The sequence below is a fragment of the Pseudomonas sp. 10S5 genome, assembly GCF_035019745.1.
Lineage (GTDB): Bacteria > Pseudomonadota > Gammaproteobacteria > Pseudomonadales > Pseudomonadaceae > Aquipseudomonas.
In genome coordinates this window covers 1-18,229 of sequence record NZ_JASJVL010000010.1, presented here as the reverse complement: position 1 = coordinate 18,229, position 18,229 = coordinate 1, and the positions used below count along the sequence as shown (strand labels likewise).

Here is an 18,229-nt window from a genome sequence, read left to right as displayed (position 1 = left end):
ATGATCCTTGCTTCGTGGTTATTTAATCACGCTCAATTTCAGCAACCCACGCTCCCATATCTGCCGAGTCCTGACCCAAACAAGTTCATGCCAGTCCTTATCCGACGGGTAAAACTGTTCCAACAGACCGAGCTTGATTTCCCGCCCCACGCTATCAAGCGGATTGCCGTGCAGATGCAACCATTGATCGTCGCGCAGATGGCGATGAACAGCGTTGCCCGGATAGGTGCCACATTCGATGACGAAGGGCATCAAACGAACCTGTGGTAACGCATCGATCAAGGCTTGCGAGGTGTAACCGGTTGCCGTGGCGGCGATTCCGGTTTCACTCAAGTGTTCGGCACCGGTGAGCAGGGTGTAGAGCCAAGGATCGTAGGCCGCCTGGGCGTCGGCTAATGCGGAGTAGGCCCGCTCGGCGATGGTTAATAACATCGGATGACCGTAAGCACCCGCGCCGGTATGCAGGTCAAAACACATGACTGTTTTAGCGTTTGAAAGATGATTTTGGATAATGGCGTGCAGGGTTGTATTGGACCAACTGGGCGACAGGCCGCCGTAAAACAGTCCATCTGGATGACTGTGCTGGCCGCCCTCGACAATCGACATCACCCTCGGCCAGCCGTGGTTCTGGACTTGTTCATCGAGCAGCGCATCCGCGCGCTCTCGCAGCGGCCCGCGCAATTCAGTGCACGCGTAGATGTAATGAAGTGCGGCGTACGCCTGGTTGTCTGGTAGTGGACGATTGAAGTCGAGGTGGTTTCGGTTCAGGTCGATATTGTCTTCGTTGACGCGGCGCAACCAAGCGGTGCCCCATGGATTGATCAAGTGGATCATCACGATGGCGGTGTCAGCGGGCAGCAGGCGCCCGCTCAGCAGTTGCAGCCATTGAGCCTGGCAATTGGACCCGTAGAAACCTTCGACACCGTGCGTCCCACTGATTGCGACTAACAAGCGAGAAGCACTAGGGTCGCCGAGTACGGCTACGTCAGTGCTTAAAGGCTCGCCGAAGGGGCCTGGAAGCGGGTGCGAATATTGGGTAAGACTTGCGCCCGCAGCCGTCGCCGCAACTAAAAATTGCTCACGTTGAGCGCGGTAACTGACGCGTGTCGGAAAGTCGGTGCGCATGTCGGCCCCTTATGGTCTGCGAGCGGGTCTATTTGATCGGTCGTCGGATACTACATGTCCAGAACACCCAACAAAGGTATGTAGGACGAATAACACGTCGATAAGCGGCTGGCCGTTCTGAGTCATCGATGTTCTGCAGCGATGGCGCCAATGGTTGCGATCAACTGGGCTTGCCTGGGCGAATCGACCGGACGATGCCGAACCACGGCACTCATGGGGTTCTGGGCCAGCGTACTGCCGCCGACATCGACATGGGACGGACGAACCGGGCGCGGAGCGAAGCCGCCACCACAATTGGGGCACACATTGCCCAACACCTTATCTACGCAGTCTGCGCAAAAAGTGCACTCATACGAGCAAATCATCGCGTGAATACTGTCGGCCGGTAACGCAATATTGCAGTGTTCGCAGCTCGGTCTTAGTTCAAGCATGACGCTCTCCAAACGTTAGAAAGTAACTGCCACCTTCGGGCTGGCTCGGCAATGGCGTCGATTGTCGCTACCTTACAGGTATGTTCGAGCCGAAACCGACTGGGTTTTCGGAGACTTTAGGGGCATCCCCGCATAGGCTTCAAAACAGGCCACTTATTGCGTAACTTAGCCGTTCATGCTGGCCCAGCGTGGCTCATAATGAGCACCCTATTTTGCCGACCGGCATGGCGCGATCGAGGCGACACTGATGTCAACACCCGCCCCCCTTTCAAATCCCGGTAAAACCAGCCTGTTCGACCGTGTGTCATGGCCCGATATCATTGCAGGGCTGTCGCTGGCGGGCTTGTTACTGCCAGAAGCGGTGGCGTATTCAAGTATCGCCAACTTGTCGCCGCAGGCCGGGGTCATTGCGCTGTTCGCCGGTTTAGTGTGCTACGGCTTAATGGGCACTAGTCGCTTTGCTATCGTGTCGGCCACCTCGTCTTCAGCAGCGGTGCTGGCGGCCGCTTCAGCGACAATGGCTGGTCCGGACAACGGCCTGAGGCTGGTGATAGCGGTTGCGCTGGTTCTTGTGACGGGATTGTTTTTTACCTTTGCCGGCCTTGCACGAGCAGGCAGCATGTCGGCGTTTATCGCTAAGCCGGTGCTGCGCGGTTTTGCCTTCGGCCTGGCCATTGTGATCATTTTCAAACAAGTAGCCAGCGTGGTGGGTGTTCACCCGCAACACAGTGACCTGGTGCGTTTCCTGACGGAATTATTTAGCGAAATAGCCCATTGGAATTGGGCTGCTGGGGCGGTGGCGCTGATGGCGTGGGGGCTTCTGTTGCTGTTCGCTCGGATACCGCGTTTACCCGGCGGCCTGTTGGTGATCGTCATCGGCATTGCCGCCGGTCAATGGTTGAATCTGGCGCAATATGGTGTCGGCTTGGTGGGCACTATCGACTTACAACTGACCGCGCCGACGCTGCCGTCACTGTCATACGCGCAATGGCTGCGCATCGGTGAGCTGAGCGTCGCCATGGTACTGATTCTGTACGCGGAGTCTTATGGCTCAATCCGTAGCTTTGCAATGAAGCATGGCGACAATGTTTCGCCCAACCGTGATTTGCTGGCATTGGGCGCCGCCAATCTGCTGTCAGGTCTGTTCCATGGCATGCCGGTTGGCGCGGGCTATTCGGCAACATCGGCGAACGAGGCAGCGGGCGCGTCGTCTCGCCTAGCAGGCTGGTGTGCCGCGTTAATTTTGCTGATTGTGGTATTGACGTTGTTGCCACGTATCGCGCTGCTGCCGGAGCCGGTATTGGCAGCGATTGTCGTGCAAGCCGTCAGCCACACGCTGCGGCCTGCGGTGTTCCGACCCAACTTTATCCTGCACCGTGATCGACTGGTGGTCATCGCTGCGGTGCTAGCGGTATTGATCTTGGGGGTCATGGACGGCTTGCTTGCGGCCATTGCGGTCAGTTTAGTGATGATGTTGCGGAGGATGTCGGAATCATCGGTCACGATCCTGGGCCAGCTCAATCATGGTCATGACTTCGTCAGCCGGGCCCTGCATCCGGACGCGCAGGCGGTCAATCACATTTTAATTTTACGCCCCGACACGGCACTGTTTTTTGCCAATGCCGAACGCGTTTTAGCCCAGATACGCAACTACGTCGCCGCCGCCGGGGACACGGTGCATACGTTGATTATCAGCCTGGAGGAGTCGCCGGACCTGGACAGCTCCAGCGTGGAAGCGTTAACGGAGTTCTGCACAGCGCTCATCAGTGAGGATAAGCACTTGCTGTTTGCACGTTTGAAACCACCCGTACAACAAGTGCTACTTCGAGCAGCCATTCCTGGATTGCCGGTAGAGACGTTATGCGCCCTGAGCGTCGATGACGCCGTTAACGTCGCGCAACGCCTTTATCCCTGACCCGGCTGCCGCTTTGCGGTTAGTGAGCGCGAATACACTGGATCTGCGAGAAGCTTCCGCCGCTGACCGTCACCACGTTGTTATTGGTTTTCTCTAACTCGGTGGGCGGTGAGAGATGAAGATCCCTGACCGCCGCCGTTGGATTTTCCCACAGTATTTTTTGCAGGCTTACGTAGCCGGACGCTTCGCCATTGCCAGTCACGATGCGAATTGAGCTGCCACCCGGGCGGTAGTAAATAGTGGCAATCGAACCGGGGCAGATGTAGGCGCTATCCACCATGGGCTTGGGCAGTAAGCCGTTTGCGACACTGCCGATAAAGCTGTACACCAACCAGCTCACCATAAAGATTGCGCAGAGGCTCAATAGAATGCGGACCGGGCCGCTGAGGGTTCGACGTGGAGATTCGGTTGCCAGAGTTGAAGCATCCGCCAATAGGATGATCGGCTCCTCGGGCGCCTCGATCTGCAGCGGTTCAATGGCTTCGACTTCGACTGCAGACACCACAGCGACAGTCATTACGGTGTCGACTGGCGATTCAGATATCACCCTTGGCGCCGCTGGCTCAAGTACCAGTGTCATGGCTCGGAGCCGTGGCGCTGGCCTCGGAATCTGAGTGCGCCGTACGCGGATAATGCGCGCTTGCAGGACTACAAATACCGCGCACAGCAGCGGCACAATGACGTTCAATGCTGGAGACTGGCTGTTGACCCAGCCCACTATTGCCGGATCGGAGACGGCAATATCCCCCGCGATATACCCCAGCAACGCGCCGCCAACCAAAACCAACATTGGGTTGAGCTGAAGCACTCGAACAATTTGAATACTGCCAAACATAAGCAGCGGCACACTTAAAATCAGCCCCAACACCAGATAAAAGACGCTGCCTTGCGCGACAGCGGCAAGGCCTACAACGTTGTCCATGCTCATGACCAAGTCGGCGATCAGCACGGTCGCGACAGCACCGGATAAGGTGGTCGTCACGGTTTCAACGGGGCCGCCTTCGTTGTCCATGCGCTCTTCAATCAACAGCTTGATAGCGATGAAAATCAGCAACCCAGCGCCGACTATTTTCAAATAGGGAACCAACAGCAACCACCCGGCCAGGGTGGTCAGTAAGACGCGCAGCACAATCGCACCACTGGTGCCGATTACTACTGCTTTTTTGACCTGTTCGGCCGGTAGCCCACGGCAAGCCAGCGCAATCACCAGCGCGTTGTCTCCAGATAAAATCAGGTCCAACAAACCAATCTGGAAGATCATGCCAAGCGCGTGCAGTAAACCTTCAAACATCATGGAGCTTGATCACTCGCGTCATTGCTTGTGGGGCGTCGTTGCAGGTCCGGAACGGAACTGCTTGAGGAACTCGGCGTCCGGGGTTAACACCAACATGGGTTGGCTATCAGCCAACGCTTGCCGGTACGTCTGCAACGAGCGGTACAACTTGTAGAAATCGGGGTCTTTGCTGAACGCCGCCGACAACACCTGGTTAGCTTCGGCGTCGGCTTCGCCGTGGGTGATTGCCGATTTACGCTGCACCTCTGACAACAACACAGTCCGGTCCCGGTCGGCCTTGCCCTGAATCTGCTGCGCCCACTCGAAGCCTTGGGCTCGCAGCTCTTTCGCTTCACGGTTACGTTCGGACTTCATCCGGTCGTAGATCGCCTGGCTGGCCTCGAAGGGTAGATCGGCACGGTGCAATCGCACTTCAGTGACGTCGACGCCGAGCCCGCGCGCCTTTTCGGCTACGTCCTTCTGAATAATTGCTACTTCCGGCCGACGTTCGTCCGATAGCAATGACCGCAGCGACACCTGACCCAGTTCCCGGCGCAACGATGAGCTGACCATTTGCGTCAGTTGGGCATTAGCCTGGTCCAACGTGCCCACCGCTTGGTAGAAACGCAGCGGGTCGCTGATCCGAAAGCGCGTGTAGGTGACCACTTCAACACGTTTTTGGTCACCAAGAATGACCTGTTCGGCAGGCGAGGTGAGCATTTGCAAACGGCTGTCGTAGAACACCAATGAGTCGCTGAAAGGAATCTTGAACTTCAGCCCTGGCGCGCCGGCCACGCCCATGGGTGCGCCAAATCGAATGACCAGTGCTTGCTGGGTTTCATCGACCACGTACACCGACGAACCTAACGTCCAAACGAAGACGATTCCCAAGCCCGCTAGAAGCCACTTCAGCGTCGAATTCACGATTTGGCGTCCTTTTGCACGGTCTTGCCTGGGTCAGAAAGCGGCATGTACGGCACTACGCCAGACATCCCTTTGCCTGAGGAATCGATAATGACTTTGGAGGCTTTCTTCAGCACTTCGTCCATGCTTTCCATGTACAAACGCCAGGCCGTGACGTCCTTCGATTGCACATAGCTGTAGTAGACCGACAGGAAGCGCTTCGCCTCGCCTTCAGCCAGATTGCCAACTTGTGATTTGTAGGCTTCGGCGTCTTGGGTAATTCGCGCCGCGTCGCCACGCGCCCGGGGAATGACATCGTTGGCGTAGGCTTCTGCTTCGTTACGTGCGCGCTCTTGGTCGGCACGTGCACGCTGCACATCGTTGAAAGCATCGATAACCTGCGGTGGCGGGTCAACCCGTTGTAACTGAACCTGAGTGATCAAAATCCCGGCCTGCTCGCTATCCAGCAACTGTTGCAGCAAATTCCGGGTTTCATCGGCGATTTGCGCACGCTTGTCAGACATAGCGGCTTGAATCGGGGTACGACCGATGACTTCACGCAGGGCGCTTTCGGCAGCAACTTTTACCGAGCGTTCAGGTTCGCTGATTTTAAAAAGATACAGCCCAGCGTCTTTTATCCGCCAGAACACCGTGCAATCGGCTTCGACGATGTTTTCATCACCCGTAAGCATCTGCTTGTCTCGCGAACCGCTGTTGCCTGTGGTCAACGCAGTACTGACAGTGCCCAGTTGCAATTGGTTGACCTGAGTCACCTTTGGCAAGAGCACCGTTTCTACGGGAAAAGGGAGGTGGTAATGCAGGCCAGAGTCGGTGGTGTCCGCCCACCGCCCAAAGCGCAGGACAACGCCTTGCTCGTCAGGCTGGACTTTGTAGATACCTGAAGCAATCCACGCCAACAGGATGAGCCCCCCGATCAACAACAAGCCGCGGCCTTTAAGGTCCAGAACCGCGATGCTGTAATTGATTCGCTCGCGCAGGCTCGCCGCCGAATGGGTGGCTTGGACCGGAACGGGCGCTGGGCTACGGGTCATGCAGTTGCTCCTGTCCATTAAGGACGTGGGACCCTTACCGCAAGTGGTGGGGTCGCCGAAGCCGCGCAGAATAACTCAACCGCTGACGGTCGTCACTGATATGGATCATGTTAAAAACTGGACTCTATACGAGTGAAAAATAGCAGAGTCGATTCTATGCATCAGTGACTCCGAGGGCTAAACGCTCGGAAAAGACTGGCCGATCTGCGCCGTCGTGTACCAGTCCAGAAGCGTACTTGCCAAGGGGCTACCTTCAGCACCGGACCAAGCAGCAAAGTCTTCCTCGGCAACAGGCATATAAGGGCCGTGTTTTACTTCGAAAATCACCCCACCGACATCCAACGAAAGTACGGCGTGCCAACAACCAGCTGCAATCTCAAGGACTGCGCAGTCTTCGCCCAGCACGGTGCGCTGGATCACAGTACCAGCCTCGTCGAAATTCAAGACAACAAAACGACCGCTGAGTGGGTAGAGCAATTCCCACGTATGTGGGTGGCGTTGCGCACGCACATACGTGCCAGGTTCCATGGCAATTGCCAAACGCTGGATTGGATCGGTCAGCTCAACGTGAAGGTTGCGGTTAGCTCGCAGGCGAGTTGATTGCTGGGCCTGAGCGGCAAGCGCCTTTAGGTCGGCGGGGGTGATCTGCTTCATTAGGACTACCGATACGGATGAAAGGCGCAATTATGGCTCAGCCCGCCTGCGCATACAAAGAACTGCACACCATAAACATGCATTCACGAACGGCCGCGTTGAGCCTGTCTGCGCAATAATATGAGGGTAGCTGCCGGGAAACCCAAGCCACCAATGATCAAGCTAGCAATCATGCCCTCACGACCAAAGAGGCTGTATGCGCAACCGAATAGCAGCGCGGCCAGTGCGGGAACGCCCAAAGCGCAGATTATCAACGCATGGGCACCAAAAAAACGTTTTAACGGACCTTTGGCGTTGAACACGCAAATAAGCCAAAGGTGCATCCAGATAACGATGGTTATCAAATACAAGCTTAGATGAAGCAGGTCTCTGATCAGTCCACTTCCAATCATTCACCACACTCCCCGACTAATCACTCTAATTGCCAGTAATCCGTCTGATACAACTATCAGACACTACTTACATTACCGTACAGGATACAGGATAGAACTTCTGGCGTAATACGCCTTACTTAGAGCGTCTTTAGCACATTTTTTTCGGGTTTTAGAGGGAGCTACCAATCGCTATTTTGGCGAACGAATGCCACGCCTGCATGGCCTGTTCGCCTAAGACCTTTGAGGAGTCGTACGAAGGTTTGCGCCAAATCAATTGCCCTTTTCATTACTAATTTGTAGGCTATACCCATTGATACACGGCTTGTTACATTCCCGCCAAGCGGCCATGGCAACTTTTTGACGCACTCCCGCGAAAGCCTTTCCCTGGACTGCGCGATCACAAGCGTCACTCCGGAGGCAAGTAATATGACTGCAATTGTCAGTCTACCAATCACGTCGTGGGACCAAGTCATCAGCGGTGTCGACCAGACAGTGGCCCTCGAGGCGCTGGAGTCAGGCAATGTCGTTCTTTTGCCTCAGTTGCCATTTATTGTTCGGGAAGATGAACGTCCGCTGCTCGAATCCACTGTGATTCGCGGCATTAAGAACGTAAGCCTTACACCCGCCAACGGTATGTTTAAAGGTAGCAAGGGCACAGAAGCCGAACAGCGCCAGCTACAAGCGATGATGACGCGCTTCGCGAGCTCGACCAAAACCTTAGCCAACAACCTGCTTAGTCATTACCAAGACGGCTTACAACAAGCGCGCGCCAGCTTTCGACCAGTTGAAATCTCCGGGCGCCCTAGCTCTTGGCGTAAAGACGATACCCGGTTGCACGTCGATAATTTCCCGTCGTCACCTACATCTGGCAAACGCATTTTGCGCGTCTTTAGCAACATCAATCCGCAGAATCAACCTCGAGTATGGCGGCTGGGCAATCAGTTCGAGGCGGTTGCACAGCATTATTTGGCGTCGCTGCCAAAACCGCTATGGGGCGCCAGCACAGTAATGAACGCGCTGGGTATCACTAAAACCCCGCGCAGTGCCTACGACCACTACATGCTGCGTCTGCATGACCATATGAAAGCCGATCAGGAATACCAAAACCGACCGTCGCATCAAGAACATCGGTTTGCCGCAGGCACGACTTGGATGGTCTTCACGGATCAGGTGCCCCATGCAGCAATGAGCGGTCAATTTGTTCTAGAGCAAACATTTTTACTGCCGGTTGAGTACATGCAGCATCCCGCCCAAGCGCCGCTTCGTGTGCTTGAACGTTTGACGGGCCGCGGGCTGTCTTAATCCTTTGGCACCATCGTCAGTACCCGCAACCGATTACGGTGCGGGTGTTCTCGTGATGCGCTTATCAGCTTCACTCCACCGAATTAGCTTCACTCCACCGAAGAAAATATGCGCCGCATAACAAGGACGCTTATCGGGGCTTGCCACACCCTGCCACACCCCCGCGCGACAGCGAATCTCCCTTGGTGAGGCTTTGAATACGGCGATATCAAAAAGCCTTAGTTTTAACTTTCTTAATCCTCCGAGTCCTGTTTCAGTGTCTGTGCTACCGCAAGCCCGTCGGGCTAACAACGCAGACAAGGAACGACAATGTTAAAACGAGTAACTATCGCCACCGCGCTTGCCGCACTGACGCTTAGCTTCACTGCTTACGCGGATGTTCAGGTCAGGCTCGGCAGCAAGGAACGCGTCACGCATCTCTTCGCTTACCCCAATAACTGCGGCGTCATCTGTTTCAAAAAATGGACGCTGGAGGAAACGGTCGAAAATTACGTGGCGCAAAGCGTGGTTCGCGATGGTTACAGTGCGGCCAAAGTAGAGGTTAACCAAAAACATCATGAAATTGTCGCGACAATTAGCGGTGTGCCTGACGGCTACGGTGAGTCGCTGAGCGCGCTGTTGAATGCCGGTGACTTGGCCTACAAAGACGCTAAAAAACTTAACGCCGATGGCCAATGGAAATTCAACTGGTACTTGTTCCTTCCGCTGGGGATGGCGCTGGAAAACCGCAAGAGTGTAGAGCTGCTGCATTTCCCACCGGATACCGCGTTGACGCAATATCAGGACTACTTAAACTCCGCCACCACCAATCGCTGGTCTGATCTGTTGATTGATAACGGCATTGCACCCGATCAGACACCCAGTTATCAGACCATCATCGACATTGCACCGATTGCCGCGCCCGCGTCTGCTGGCAACGATCTGGTGGGAACCTACAGCTATTTCACCGATTATCAAACCACGATGATCAAACAACTCACCCTAGCTCCCGATGGCAAATCGCTGCCGATGGTCGCATTCGGCACTCCGGTTCGAAACTGGCTCCAGCAACAATACGGCGTTACGGTGCCGGTGTTGGGCCTGGCCAGTCTCGATATGGGTACGGGAAAGAGCGTCGCCGTGCTGGGTTCCAACCACCCTAGTTATATCTGGTACGCCGCTGGGTTGGCGAGTAACGGCGGCGATCAACACAGAGCCGATGTGGCAGGCCTGAAGGTCATGGGCCAAGACCTCAGCGCGGCGTGCTGGCAAGCCGGAATGGGCAAAACACCTGGCACTGACGCTCAAGCGATGCTCGGTCAATGCACTCAGCAATGGCAGGTCACCAACAGAGCGCAGACCTGCGAACTTTTCTACACCTCAATCCGCCTCCTGACAGCCGATCAGGCCAAGACTAAATGCACTGCCAGCGACGTATCAACCGCGCTTGAGCAGTTGCAGCAGCCAATTAGCCCGCAGTTTGCTCCGCCGTATTTATAAATCCCAAGGGTTAACCGAGGCGACTCGCGGACCGAGTCGCCTTGGCCACTACTCGCCTAACGGACGCAATCGGTACTGCGCCGGCAACTGCTCAAAACCAGTGATCGTAGCGTTCAAGCTTTTGAAGCGCCCGTCCTTGATCCCGTAGATACAGCCATGGATAGACAACTTCTGCCCACGGTGCCAAGCGTTTTGCACAATGCTGGTGTGACCAACGTTGGTCACCTGCTGAATCACGTTCAACTCACACAGCCGGTCGACACGCTCTTCTTCGGTCGGCAGCGCGGCCAAGGGTGCACGATTTTCGTAATACAGGTCGCGAATCGAGCGCAGCCAACCATCAATCAGGCCCAGCTGGCGGTCTTGCATCGACGCGCGCACGCCGCCGCAACCATAGTGGCCGGTCACCAGGATGTGTTTAACCTTGAGCACGTCCACTGCGTATTGAATCACCGACAGGCAATTGAGGTCAGTGTGCAGCACGACGTTAGCGACGTTGCGGTGTACGAACAGATCGCCCGGCAACATGCCGACAATTTCGTTGGCTGGCACGCGTGCATCCGAGCAACCAATCCACAGGTATTCCGGCGTTTGCTGGCGAGCCAGTTTGGCGAAAAACTCCGGGTCTTTATCCTTGATTGCATCGGCCCAGCGTTCATTGTTGTCAATCAGGTCTTGTAGTTCTTTCATCAGTTTATGCCTCGAAGATGATGCCCAGCTTTGACTGGCGCCCGGCGGCTCAGGTCACGCTGATGTGCCAAAGCTGGTTCAAAGAACAAAAGGAATCTTCATGGTTGTGATCGGTCAACGTTAATAAGGCCCCAAAACATGAGGAAATGCCATGACTGAATCACGTCGCCCCTATGGCTCACCACAGCCGGAACCGATTGACGATAACGAAGACAGGATGGGTTCCATGGACGAGCTACACTTCGACGAAGACAAGCCCGCCGCCCGCATCGGCGATCTGATACCGGAAGAAGAATTAGCCCACGAGATTTCCGACGAACGTGTCCGCGAAGCGGGAATGACGGGTGCCTCGACTTCGGATCACCATTCAACCGATGACGACATGAGTCCAGAAACCCTGATCGACGAGGATGGAGCGCGCTCGCCGTACGAGCTAGGCGAGGACACTCCGGCGGATTGGGAGCTGAGTATCGTCGGCGCAAATGACATTGGCGGCGGCGATGGTTTGGACGAGGCCGAGCTGGCGGATCTCGATCCGCTGGACGGGAAACCAGAACATCGTAAGCCTGAGTAACGGTTACTCGAATAAGGTACAGGCCATCACCAACGCATCTTCGTGGCCACCCGCTGCCGGGTAGTAGTCGCGGCGACGGCCTATTTCATTGAAACCGAAACTCTCATACAAACGATAGGCCGACAGGTTGCTGGCTCTAAGTTCAAGGAAGCATTCGCGCCCATTAAGTTCGTAGGCGCGGGACATCAATCTCTCCAGCAAGCGCAGTCCCAGACCCCGGCCTTGGCTTTCGGGCTTGACAGTGATGTTCAGCAGGTGTGCTTCGTCGATGATGACGTTAATCACGCCATGGCCGACTTGCTGAGCACCTTCGAACATCAGCCATATTTCATAAGACTTGAGCGCGTCGAGGAAAATACCCCGAGTCCACGGGTGAGTGAACGCTGCGTATTCGATTTTTAATACTGCATCCAGATCAGCCTCAGTCATTCGCCGAAACGTAACCGAATCGGCGGTTGTGACGGTTTTTTTCGAAACGTCTGTCATTCAGTCGTGTTCCAGCGTGTCATCAGCCGACGCATGGTTAGCCAGACATCAGCTTTGCGGTGCGGCTCGTCCATTAATAGTTCCAGGCCTGGCAGGGCCCAGGCGCTGCCAAGCCCTTCGACCTGCAGTTCACGGTTGTAAGATTCGGCGTTGGCTTCGCCGGCAAACCTGATCGACGGCAAACCAATGAGCCATAGGCAAGCGCAGGGCTCATCTTCCAAACGAGCGCTAACGAAGCCTTGGACAAAATCACGCGCTGACTCAGGCCCTTGGTCCAAATGGCCCCGTACCAACAGCGGCCAACGCACCGGTTCGCCAATGATCTGTGGGCTATCCGGTAGACCCGCCGCACGCAGCATGTCCTTGAGCAACAGGTACGCCGGGTCGCGACTTTGAAACGGATCGCCTGTGGGTAGTTCGACCAGTAGCAAGCAGCGTCCAGCGCGGAGTAACTGCAAAGCAAAACGTGGCGGTGCAACAACCGCTGCCTTGGTCGGCGCGGACGCTTGATCTGCAACGTCGACCACGGCATGACTTCGCGTGCTGGCCAAGGATGGGCGTGATATGTCTCGCCTTGGCCGTTCGATGACTGCTTGGACTGTCGGCACAACGGCTTCAGGAGTAACTATTACGGCTGCAGTGGGCGCCGGGACATTGATGCTCGGTTCGACAGGCAGCGGCAAAGGCGCCAGTAACTCCGGGCGCGAAGGTGCAGCAAACGGAAGCGCTGTGCGCGGCAGCCAATTGACCACCTGCATTGCAGTCAGATAAGCGCGGCGACGGGACTCATTAAGCAAAGGTCGGCCATCTATGGATAAGTAAAGACCAGGATTCTACCGCTCTTCGCCAATTCCCGCCGCAGTTGATCGCTTGGGGGGTGAAATGTTGCCCGGTCGATGCAGTACAATTGCTGCTTTTATTTGCCAACAGTCGGCCTTCCAATGATCGAACCTAAGCGCGTCTTGCGCGCCCTTGCCGAGCACTGGGCTTTATTAGAGCCACTGTGCGAACACTTCGACCAGGGCACATTGAGTCTGAGCGAGCTGCGCCTGCAATTGGCGACTCAGCAACTGGACAGCACACCGCAGGACATCACCTACCTCCTGGACGTGTGGATACGTCTGGACATTTTGGTTCCGGTGGCCAAAAGTCCGAATCGTTTTGAACTCAATGCTCAAATTCACGACTTCCTGTCTTACCTGCGGCGCGAGCATCGCTTGGGTCTGTGCCTGGAAATCGAAGCCTATCTGCGCCACCTGGAGCGCCTGGCGGGTTATATCCAGGATGCTTTCGATATTCGTGACGCCAGTGATCTCGCACGCCAACTTCGCCTACTCGACATGCGCGTTCGTGATGTTTTGAAAAAGCTCGCGAATGATGAACAGGCGTTGATCGCGGTGGCCGAGCGGGCCAAGACAAGCGACCGACAGATTCCCTTGCGTCAGCGCTACGCCGAGGTATTGGCGACGTGGGATGAATACATCGAGCCCATGATCCAGTTGGTGAATGCCGATGGCGCGTTCGAACAAGGCGTACGCAAGGTGGAAAATGTCTTGCTGCGCTTGCTCACTGAGCAGCAACGGCTTGGCCATCTGGTTGATGACGACAGGCTGCTGCGCACTCATGCACGCATTCTTGAAATGCAGACCAGCGCTCAGTTGACCTTGCGCCATGCTCGAGAGCTGCTACTGCCGCTGCGCGAAGAAGCCCGTCGGCATAACGCAGTGACCCGTGGCGCGGCGCTGGCGTTGTCGGCGATCCGTAAGCGCGGCATTGATGCATTGCCTCACGCGGTCATGCCGATGTTCACGCGGCCGCAGAGCACATTTCTCGGCAGTGCCAGCCAGGTTGAAGCCTATGTCTATGCCTTGGCCCGCTTTGAACCCAAACCCGCGAAGTTTCCCAAGGCCAATGTCAGCAGCCGCAAGGGTGAGCCGCCACGGGCGCCGCGCACGGTCAAAGAAATGCTGGAGCGCTGTGAAGACGCCTTGCCAATGCCAGACCTGATGGTCTGGTTGCTGGAGCAGGAGCCGAACGGCCCAACTGACGAATTGCTGTACTGGTTCTCGCGCCTGTCGCGGGACAAACGCTTCAGCCGCGAACGCCTGGAGCGGCGCGACTATCACACCCAGGAGCACCAGGTCAGCCTGCGCTCTTTCGCCCTGCTCTCTAGCCGAGATGAGCACCTAGAGAATTCTGCGAGCCCCCCTCATGCATCTTGATCTGTCTGAAATGTCCCAGTTGGCGCCGATCTTCCGTGAGCTGTTGAAGGGCTATCACGTCAGTCGTCGCGACCCTGAACTGTATGCACAACTGTCTAATAGTCAGGACCAATACCGCACGCTGTTTAAAGCCCTGGGCTACGAACTTGTCTGCGACACGCGCGGCTTTTATTACTTCGTTCCCGACCTCGCAGCGGCGCAGGTCAACAAGACGGCGCAGCGCTTGGCATTGTTCACGTTCATCATCGTCGAGCACTTGGCTGATCAGGGTCGTGACCCGGTGGCCGTGCTGGACGGTGGCAGCCTGGGCCGGGATGAGTTGCCCTCGCTGCTAGAGAAGTACCGCGATCTGTTTGTCCAGGCCGAAGTACAGACCCAAGAAGAGTTGGAAGAAAAGATCATGCGCCGCATGACCCAGCTCGGGTTCGCGAGTGAAGAAAACGGCATCTACCGTTTCCTGCCGCCGATGCATCGCTTTCTTGATGTCTGTTTGTCAGTCCAACAAGACCGCGATCTGGCGGCCAGCCTGCACAGCGTCTTGCCACTGCCGACTCCAGTCTTGATCGACGACGAAAGCGACGAAGCCCTCCTCGAACCAGAAGATCCGCTGGACCTCACCGAATTCGACAAGCCGGAAGAAACCGAATCTCAAGCCTTGGCGCGAGCCATTGCCGCCGAGCAGCAGGAGTTGGACGCATGAGCCAGGAACGCTACGGCATACGCCGCTTTGCCCTGCTGAACACGGCCGGTTACAGCCTCGGCTTGTTCCCGCTGGAACACCCTCTGTCGGTGTATGGCGCGAATAATTTAGGGAAAAGTGCCTCAATCAACGCCCTGCAATTCCCGATTCTGGCACGCATGTCGGACATGAGCTTCGGCAAGTACAGCCTCGAACAATCTCGACGTTTTTACTTCGCTACCGACACCAGTTACATTCTGGCTGAAATCGCGCTTCCCCATGGCCCACACGTGATTGGCGTGGTCGGTCGCGGCCCGGGCGGAGGCTTCGGCCATCAGTTCTTCGCTTACGCCGGCAAGCTGGATCTGGCCCATTACCAAAAGAATGACACCTGCCTGCGGCACAAGGAGCTGTTCAGTAATCTGGAAAGCCTGGGCCTGAAAGCCTACGAATTGAAGCCCGATGAGCTGCGCCGTTTGCTGGTGGGCGGCCATACCTCGATCCCGCTGGACTTGACCCTGATCCCCTTACGCTCCACCAGCGAGCAGAGCTTGAAAACTTTCCGGGCACTGTTTATCAACCTGCTGCACATGCGCGAAATTACGGCAGCGAAACTCAAGCAGCTGTTTTTGGACGCCTTCGAACATAGCTTGCGCTCAGGCAGCGTCGATTACATTGCCGCATGCGAAGAAGCCTTTCGCGATGTCCGCCGGATGGAACAGGATTACAACGCGCTAGTGCTTGCCGGATCGTTGGTTGAAACCTTGTCTGCGGGGGTTAAACAGAGGGAAGCGTTGCGCGGAAAATTGCACCGCATTTCGCCGCTTCTCGACTCGCTGCTAGGCACATGGCAAGAATATTCCAGCGCGCGCAAAGACGAGCTCGTAATTCACGCCGAGCATTACCGCAATGAGCAAGATTCACTGCAGAACGATCAGCGCGGCGGCACCCAAGAGCTGATGCGCCTTGAACGTGAGATCAGCGCTATACAACGCTGGGTGGGCGAGCTGTCCGTGCTCAAGAACCGCTTTGCATTGGTTAACGACGTCAAGATACTGGAACAACAACTGCTGGCGGCTAAAGACGCCCACGATGAATTGGCTGGCGCGCTGGCCCAGTCTCGACAGTTCAGCACCGAGGATCTGGAAGAGCGTTTACGCGATCTGGAAAAACGCCTGAAGGCGGTGAAGCAACAGCTCGATCACGCGGATAACAATAGCTATGCACGCCTGCGCGAAGAGTTCTCGCAACCGGACGTCGAGCGCTTAATGCGCCTGTTCAACAGTACGTTGTTCAGCCTGCCGCTGGGCGAACAAGGCATTGCGCTGGATGATGGCGACGTGTGGGTCAAGTCACTGGAACGGATACTCGACAGCTTCAAAGGCGAGCGCTTCGAAGTGCCGGGCCTTACGATCAATCTGTCACACATTGAGCCTCCTGCGTTACAGGCCCTGGCTGATCGTGCGGCGTTACGTGATCAAAAACAGCGTCTTGAAAAAGAACTCAAGCAGCTGAAGGCTCAGCAGGCGGTCGCTTCTGACCGTGCTGCGAGCAAGACACAGGCCGAGGCGTTGTATCAACAGGTACTTGATGCACAGAAAGCGCTGGAAGATTTCCGCCGCAGCCAAACCCTGAGCGCCGAAGAATCGGAGAAGCTTGAGCAACTGGCGCAAATGGAAGCTGCCCAGGATGAATTGAAACGCTCAAGCGACGCCTTCACCGAACGCGTCCAGCAACTGTCCGCCAAGCTGCAATTGGTGGGTCGACAGATCGGCGACATGGAAACCAAACAGCGAACCCTGGACGACGCGCTACGTCGCCGTCAGTTGCTGCCTGCGGACATGCCTTTTGGTACGCCGTTTATGGAAGCGGTAGATGACTCGCTGGAAAACTTGCTGCCCCTGCTCAACGACTATCAGGACAGCTGGCAAAGTCTGCAGCGCACCGATAATCAGATTGAAGCGCTGTACGCTCAGATTCGGTTGAAGGGCGTTGCTAAGTTCGACAGTGAAGACGACATGGAGCGGCGGCTGCACTTGCTTGTTAACGCCTATGCACATCGCCAGGACGAAGCGCTCACCCTCGGCAAAGCCCGCCGAGCCGCCGTGACCGACATCGCCCGGACGTTACGTAATATCCGTAGCGACTACGACAGCCTGGAACACCAGTTGGCACTGTTTAACCGCGAGATAAACAAACGGCAGGTATCCAACCTCGCGAGCTTCCGTATCGTTCTTGCACCAAACAAAGAGGCGCTGAAACACATAGATCAGATCATCCACAGCGCTGGGCAATATGAAGAAGGCGAGACGTTGTCAGTGTTCGACCTGAGCCAAAGTGCCGATCAGGACAATAAGAATGAAGAAGCCAAGGAGTATCTGGCGCGGTTGGTGGCAGCGAACCACAACCAGTTGGGTTTGAAGGATTTGTTCGAGCTGGCGTTCGAGATCACCAAGGTCAACGGCCCCCCGGTGATCCATACCGACATCGACGGAGCAGCGTCTAACGGCACGACGATGACGATCAAGGCACTGACCAATATGTACCTGTTGCTGCATTTGATGGACCGCGATCAGGCCGGACGCATTAGTCTTCCGTACTACCTGGACGAAGCGGCAGACATCGATGAGAAGAATCAGGCCGCCTTGCTGGAAACCAGTTTGCAACTTGGCTTTGTACCGATCCTGGCCAGCGTAAAACCACAGGTCTCGGCGCATATCGCCATCGACCTTGAAGGCGGTAGCGGACCTAACGGGATCTACATTGATGAAGCAGATTGGAAGTACATACGTCGGCATGATGACGTTGTTAACGCAGTCGTTGATTCAGAACCGGAGCTGGCTTGATTTCTCTGTAGATGGCCAACTTGTTGGCGAATAACCAAGCGCGGGGTGTCAGGTATGCCGCCTCGCGAACACCTTCGCTCCTACAGCGTATATACGGTATGTGATCAATGCCTGCGAATTAGCTTGGCAGGTTTTTCCTGCGCACAGACAAAACCCCTGAACGCGTAAGCGATCAGGGGTTCTGGAATTTAATCTTGACGATGACCTACTCTCACATGGGGAAA

At 55.9% G+C, this 18,229-nt stretch carries 17 protein-coding genes; 7 read left to right on the top strand and 10 right to left on the bottom strand.

Annotation, left to right across the window (positions count from 1 at the left end; genetic code table 11):
* Positions 1–18: 18 nt before the first annotated feature.
* Together QN378_RS12565 and QN378_RS12560 are read right to left on the bottom strand one after the other, a co-directional pair.
* The gene (locus tag QN378_RS12565) at positions 19–1,125 is read right to left on the bottom strand and encodes a DUF2817 domain-containing protein (protein ID WP_323550923.1); all 1,107 of its coding nucleotides are present in this window, start codon (positions 1,123–1,125) and stop codon (positions 19–21) included.
* A 122-nt stretch (positions 1,126–1,247) separates the two neighbouring features.
* Positions 1,248–1,556 carry a DUF1272 domain-containing protein gene (locus QN378_RS12560; RefSeq protein ID WP_322200995.1) on the bottom strand — a complete coding sequence of 103 codons (309 nt, stop codon included), beginning with the start codon at positions 1,554–1,556 and terminating at the stop codon, positions 1,248–1,250.
* Positions 1,557–1,803: 247 nt separating this feature from the next.
* Between QN378_RS12560 and QN378_RS12555 the strand changes: the two genes are divergently transcribed.
* Positions 1,804–3,471 carry a SulP family inorganic anion transporter gene (locus QN378_RS12555; RefSeq protein WP_322200993.1) on the top strand — a complete coding sequence of 556 codons (1,668 nt, stop codon included), beginning with the start codon at positions 1,804–1,806 and terminating at the stop codon, positions 3,469–3,471.
* 19 nt (positions 3,472–3,490) lie between these two features.
* On the opposite strand, the gene QN378_RS12550 is transcribed toward QN378_RS12555, so the two are convergent.
* The 5 genes from QN378_RS12550 to QN378_RS12530 all read right to left on the bottom strand — a co-directional run bounded on the left by QN378_RS12550 (position 3,491) and on the right by QN378_RS12530 (position 7,745).
* A complete protein-coding gene (locus QN378_RS12550) occupies positions 3,491–4,765 on the bottom strand; it encodes a TerC family protein (RefSeq protein ID WP_322200991.1) in 1,275 nt (424 codons plus the stop codon).
* An 18-nt stretch (positions 4,766–4,783) separates the two neighbouring features.
* Positions 4,784–5,668 carry a protease modulator HflC gene (locus QN378_RS12545; RefSeq protein ID WP_322200989.1) on the bottom strand — a complete coding sequence of 295 codons (885 nt, stop codon included), beginning with the start codon at positions 5,666–5,668 and terminating at the stop codon, positions 4,784–4,786.
* Positions 5,665–6,699: an FtsH protease activity modulator HflK gene (gene hflK, locus QN378_RS12540; RefSeq protein WP_322200987.1), complete on the bottom strand. Its 1,035-nt coding sequence runs from the start codon at positions 6,697–6,699 to the stop codon at positions 5,665–5,667. Before hflK ends, QN378_RS12545 begins: the two co-directional genes overlap by 4 nt.
* 177 nt (positions 6,700–6,876) lie before the next feature.
* On the bottom strand, positions 6,877–7,353 hold the full coding sequence (locus QN378_RS12535; RefSeq protein WP_323550924.1) for a WbuC family cupin fold metalloprotein: 477 nt from the start codon (positions 7,351–7,353) through the stop codon (positions 6,877–6,879).
* 83 nt (positions 7,354–7,436) lie between these two features.
* The gene (locus tag QN378_RS12530; protein ID WP_323550925.1) at positions 7,437–7,745 is read right to left on the bottom strand and encodes a hypothetical protein; all 309 of its coding nucleotides are present in this window, start codon (positions 7,743–7,745) and stop codon (positions 7,437–7,439) included.
* A gap of 408 nt (positions 7,746–8,153) precedes the next feature.
* On the opposite strand from QN378_RS12530, the gene QN378_RS12525 reads away from it, so the two are divergent.
* A complete protein-coding gene (locus QN378_RS12525) occupies positions 8,154–9,029 on the top strand; it encodes a Kdo hydroxylase family protein (RefSeq protein WP_322200981.1) in 876 nt (291 codons plus the stop codon).
* 309 nt (positions 9,030–9,338) lie between these two features.
* Positions 9,339–10,508, top strand: a complete 1,170-nt coding sequence (locus QN378_RS12520) for a hypothetical protein (protein ID WP_323550926.1) — start codon at positions 9,339–9,341, stop codon at positions 10,506–10,508.
* A 48-nt stretch (positions 10,509–10,556) separates the two neighbouring features.
* On the opposite strand, the gene can is transcribed toward QN378_RS12520, so the two are convergent.
* Positions 10,557–11,198, bottom strand: a complete 642-nt coding sequence (gene can, locus QN378_RS12515) for a carbonate dehydratase (protein WP_322200977.1) — start codon at positions 11,196–11,198, stop codon at positions 10,557–10,559.
* A gap of 151 nt (positions 11,199–11,349) precedes the next feature.
* Here can and QN378_RS12510 point away from each other — a divergent pair, with 151 nt between their 5' ends.
* Positions 11,350–11,772, top strand: a complete 423-nt coding sequence (locus QN378_RS12510; protein WP_322200975.1) for a serine kinase/phosphatase — start codon at positions 11,350–11,352, stop codon at positions 11,770–11,772.
* A gap of 3 nt (positions 11,773–11,775) precedes the next feature.
* Here the strand turns inward: QN378_RS12510 and rimI are convergent, their stop codons facing one another.
* Complete coding sequence (rimI, locus tag QN378_RS12505) at positions 11,776–12,258, bottom strand: ribosomal protein S18-alanine N-acetyltransferase (protein WP_323550927.1); 483 nt, start codon at positions 12,256–12,258, stop codon at positions 11,776–11,778.
* Positions 12,255–13,055, bottom strand: a complete 801-nt coding sequence (locus tag QN378_RS12500; protein ID WP_322200971.1) for an energy transducer TonB — start codon at positions 13,053–13,055, stop codon at positions 12,255–12,257. Before QN378_RS12500 ends, rimI begins: the two co-directional genes overlap by 4 nt.
* A gap of 144 nt (positions 13,056–13,199) precedes the next feature.
* Between QN378_RS12500 and mksB the strand changes: the two genes are divergently transcribed.
* The 3 genes from mksB to mksF are packed head-to-tail and all read left to right on the top strand — an operon-like array spanning position 13,200 to position 18,005.
* Positions 13,200–14,480 carry an Mks condensin complex protein MksB gene (mksB, locus tag QN378_RS12495; RefSeq protein WP_322200969.1) on the top strand — a complete coding sequence of 427 codons (1,281 nt, stop codon included), beginning with the start codon at positions 13,200–13,202 and terminating at the stop codon, positions 14,478–14,480.
* Positions 14,470–15,180: an Mks condensin complex protein MksE gene (mksE, locus tag QN378_RS12490; protein ID WP_322200967.1), complete on the top strand. Its 711-nt coding sequence runs from the start codon at positions 14,470–14,472 to the stop codon at positions 15,178–15,180. The genes mksB and mksE overlap by 11 nt, the downstream gene beginning before the upstream one ends.
* Positions 15,177–18,005, top strand: a complete 2,829-nt coding sequence (mksF, locus tag QN378_RS12485; protein ID WP_323550928.1) for an Mks condensin complex protein MksF — start codon at positions 15,177–15,179, stop codon at positions 18,003–18,005. Before mksE ends, mksF begins: the two co-directional genes overlap by 4 nt.
* The last annotated feature ends 224 nt before the right edge of the window (positions 18,006–18,229 follow it).

Coding starts and splice junctions, on each gene's coding strand:
- QN378_RS12535 (WP_323550924.1), bottom strand. CDS start 7,353: ATGAAGCAGATCACCCCCGCCGACCTAAAGGCGCTTGCCGCTCAGGCC.
- QN378_RS12525 (WP_322200981.1), top strand. CDS start 8,154: ATGACTGCAATTGTCAGTCTACCAATCACGTCGTGGGACCAAGTCATC.
- rimI (WP_323550927.1), bottom strand. CDS start 12,258: ATGACAGACGTTTCGAAAAAAACCGTCACAACCGCCGATTCGGTTACG.
- QN378_RS12520 (WP_323550926.1), top strand. CDS start 9,339: ATGTTAAAACGAGTAACTATCGCCACCGCGCTTGCCGCACTGACGCTT.
- QN378_RS12555 (WP_322200993.1), top strand. CDS start 1,804: ATGTCAACACCCGCCCCCCTTTCAAATCCCGGTAAAACCAGCCTGTTC.
- mksF (WP_323550928.1), top strand. CDS start 15,177: ATGAGCCAGGAACGCTACGGCATACGCCGCTTTGCCCTGCTGAACACG.
- QN378_RS12530 (WP_323550925.1), bottom strand. CDS start 7,745: ATGATTGGAAGTGGACTGATCAGAGACCTGCTTCATCTAAGCTTGTAT.
- mksE (WP_322200967.1), top strand. CDS start 14,470: ATGCATCTTGATCTGTCTGAAATGTCCCAGTTGGCGCCGATCTTCCGT.
- QN378_RS12565 (WP_323550923.1), bottom strand. CDS start 1,125: ATGCGCACCGACTTTCCGACACGCGTCAGTTACCGCGCTCAACGTGAG.
- QN378_RS12510 (WP_322200975.1), top strand. CDS start 11,350: ATGACTGAATCACGTCGCCCCTATGGCTCACCACAGCCGGAACCGATT.
- mksB (WP_322200969.1), top strand. CDS start 13,200: ATGATCGAACCTAAGCGCGTCTTGCGCGCCCTTGCCGAGCACTGGGCT.
- QN378_RS12560 (WP_322200995.1), bottom strand. CDS start 1,556: ATGCTTGAACTAAGACCGAGCTGCGAACACTGCAATATTGCGTTACCG.
- hflK (WP_322200987.1), bottom strand. CDS start 6,699: ATGACCCGTAGCCCAGCGCCCGTTCCGGTCCAAGCCACCCATTCGGCG.
- QN378_RS12550 (WP_322200991.1), bottom strand. CDS start 4,765: ATGATGTTTGAAGGTTTACTGCACGCGCTTGGCATGATCTTCCAGATT.
- can (WP_322200977.1), bottom strand. CDS start 11,198: ATGAAAGAACTACAAGACCTGATTGACAACAATGAACGCTGGGCCGAT.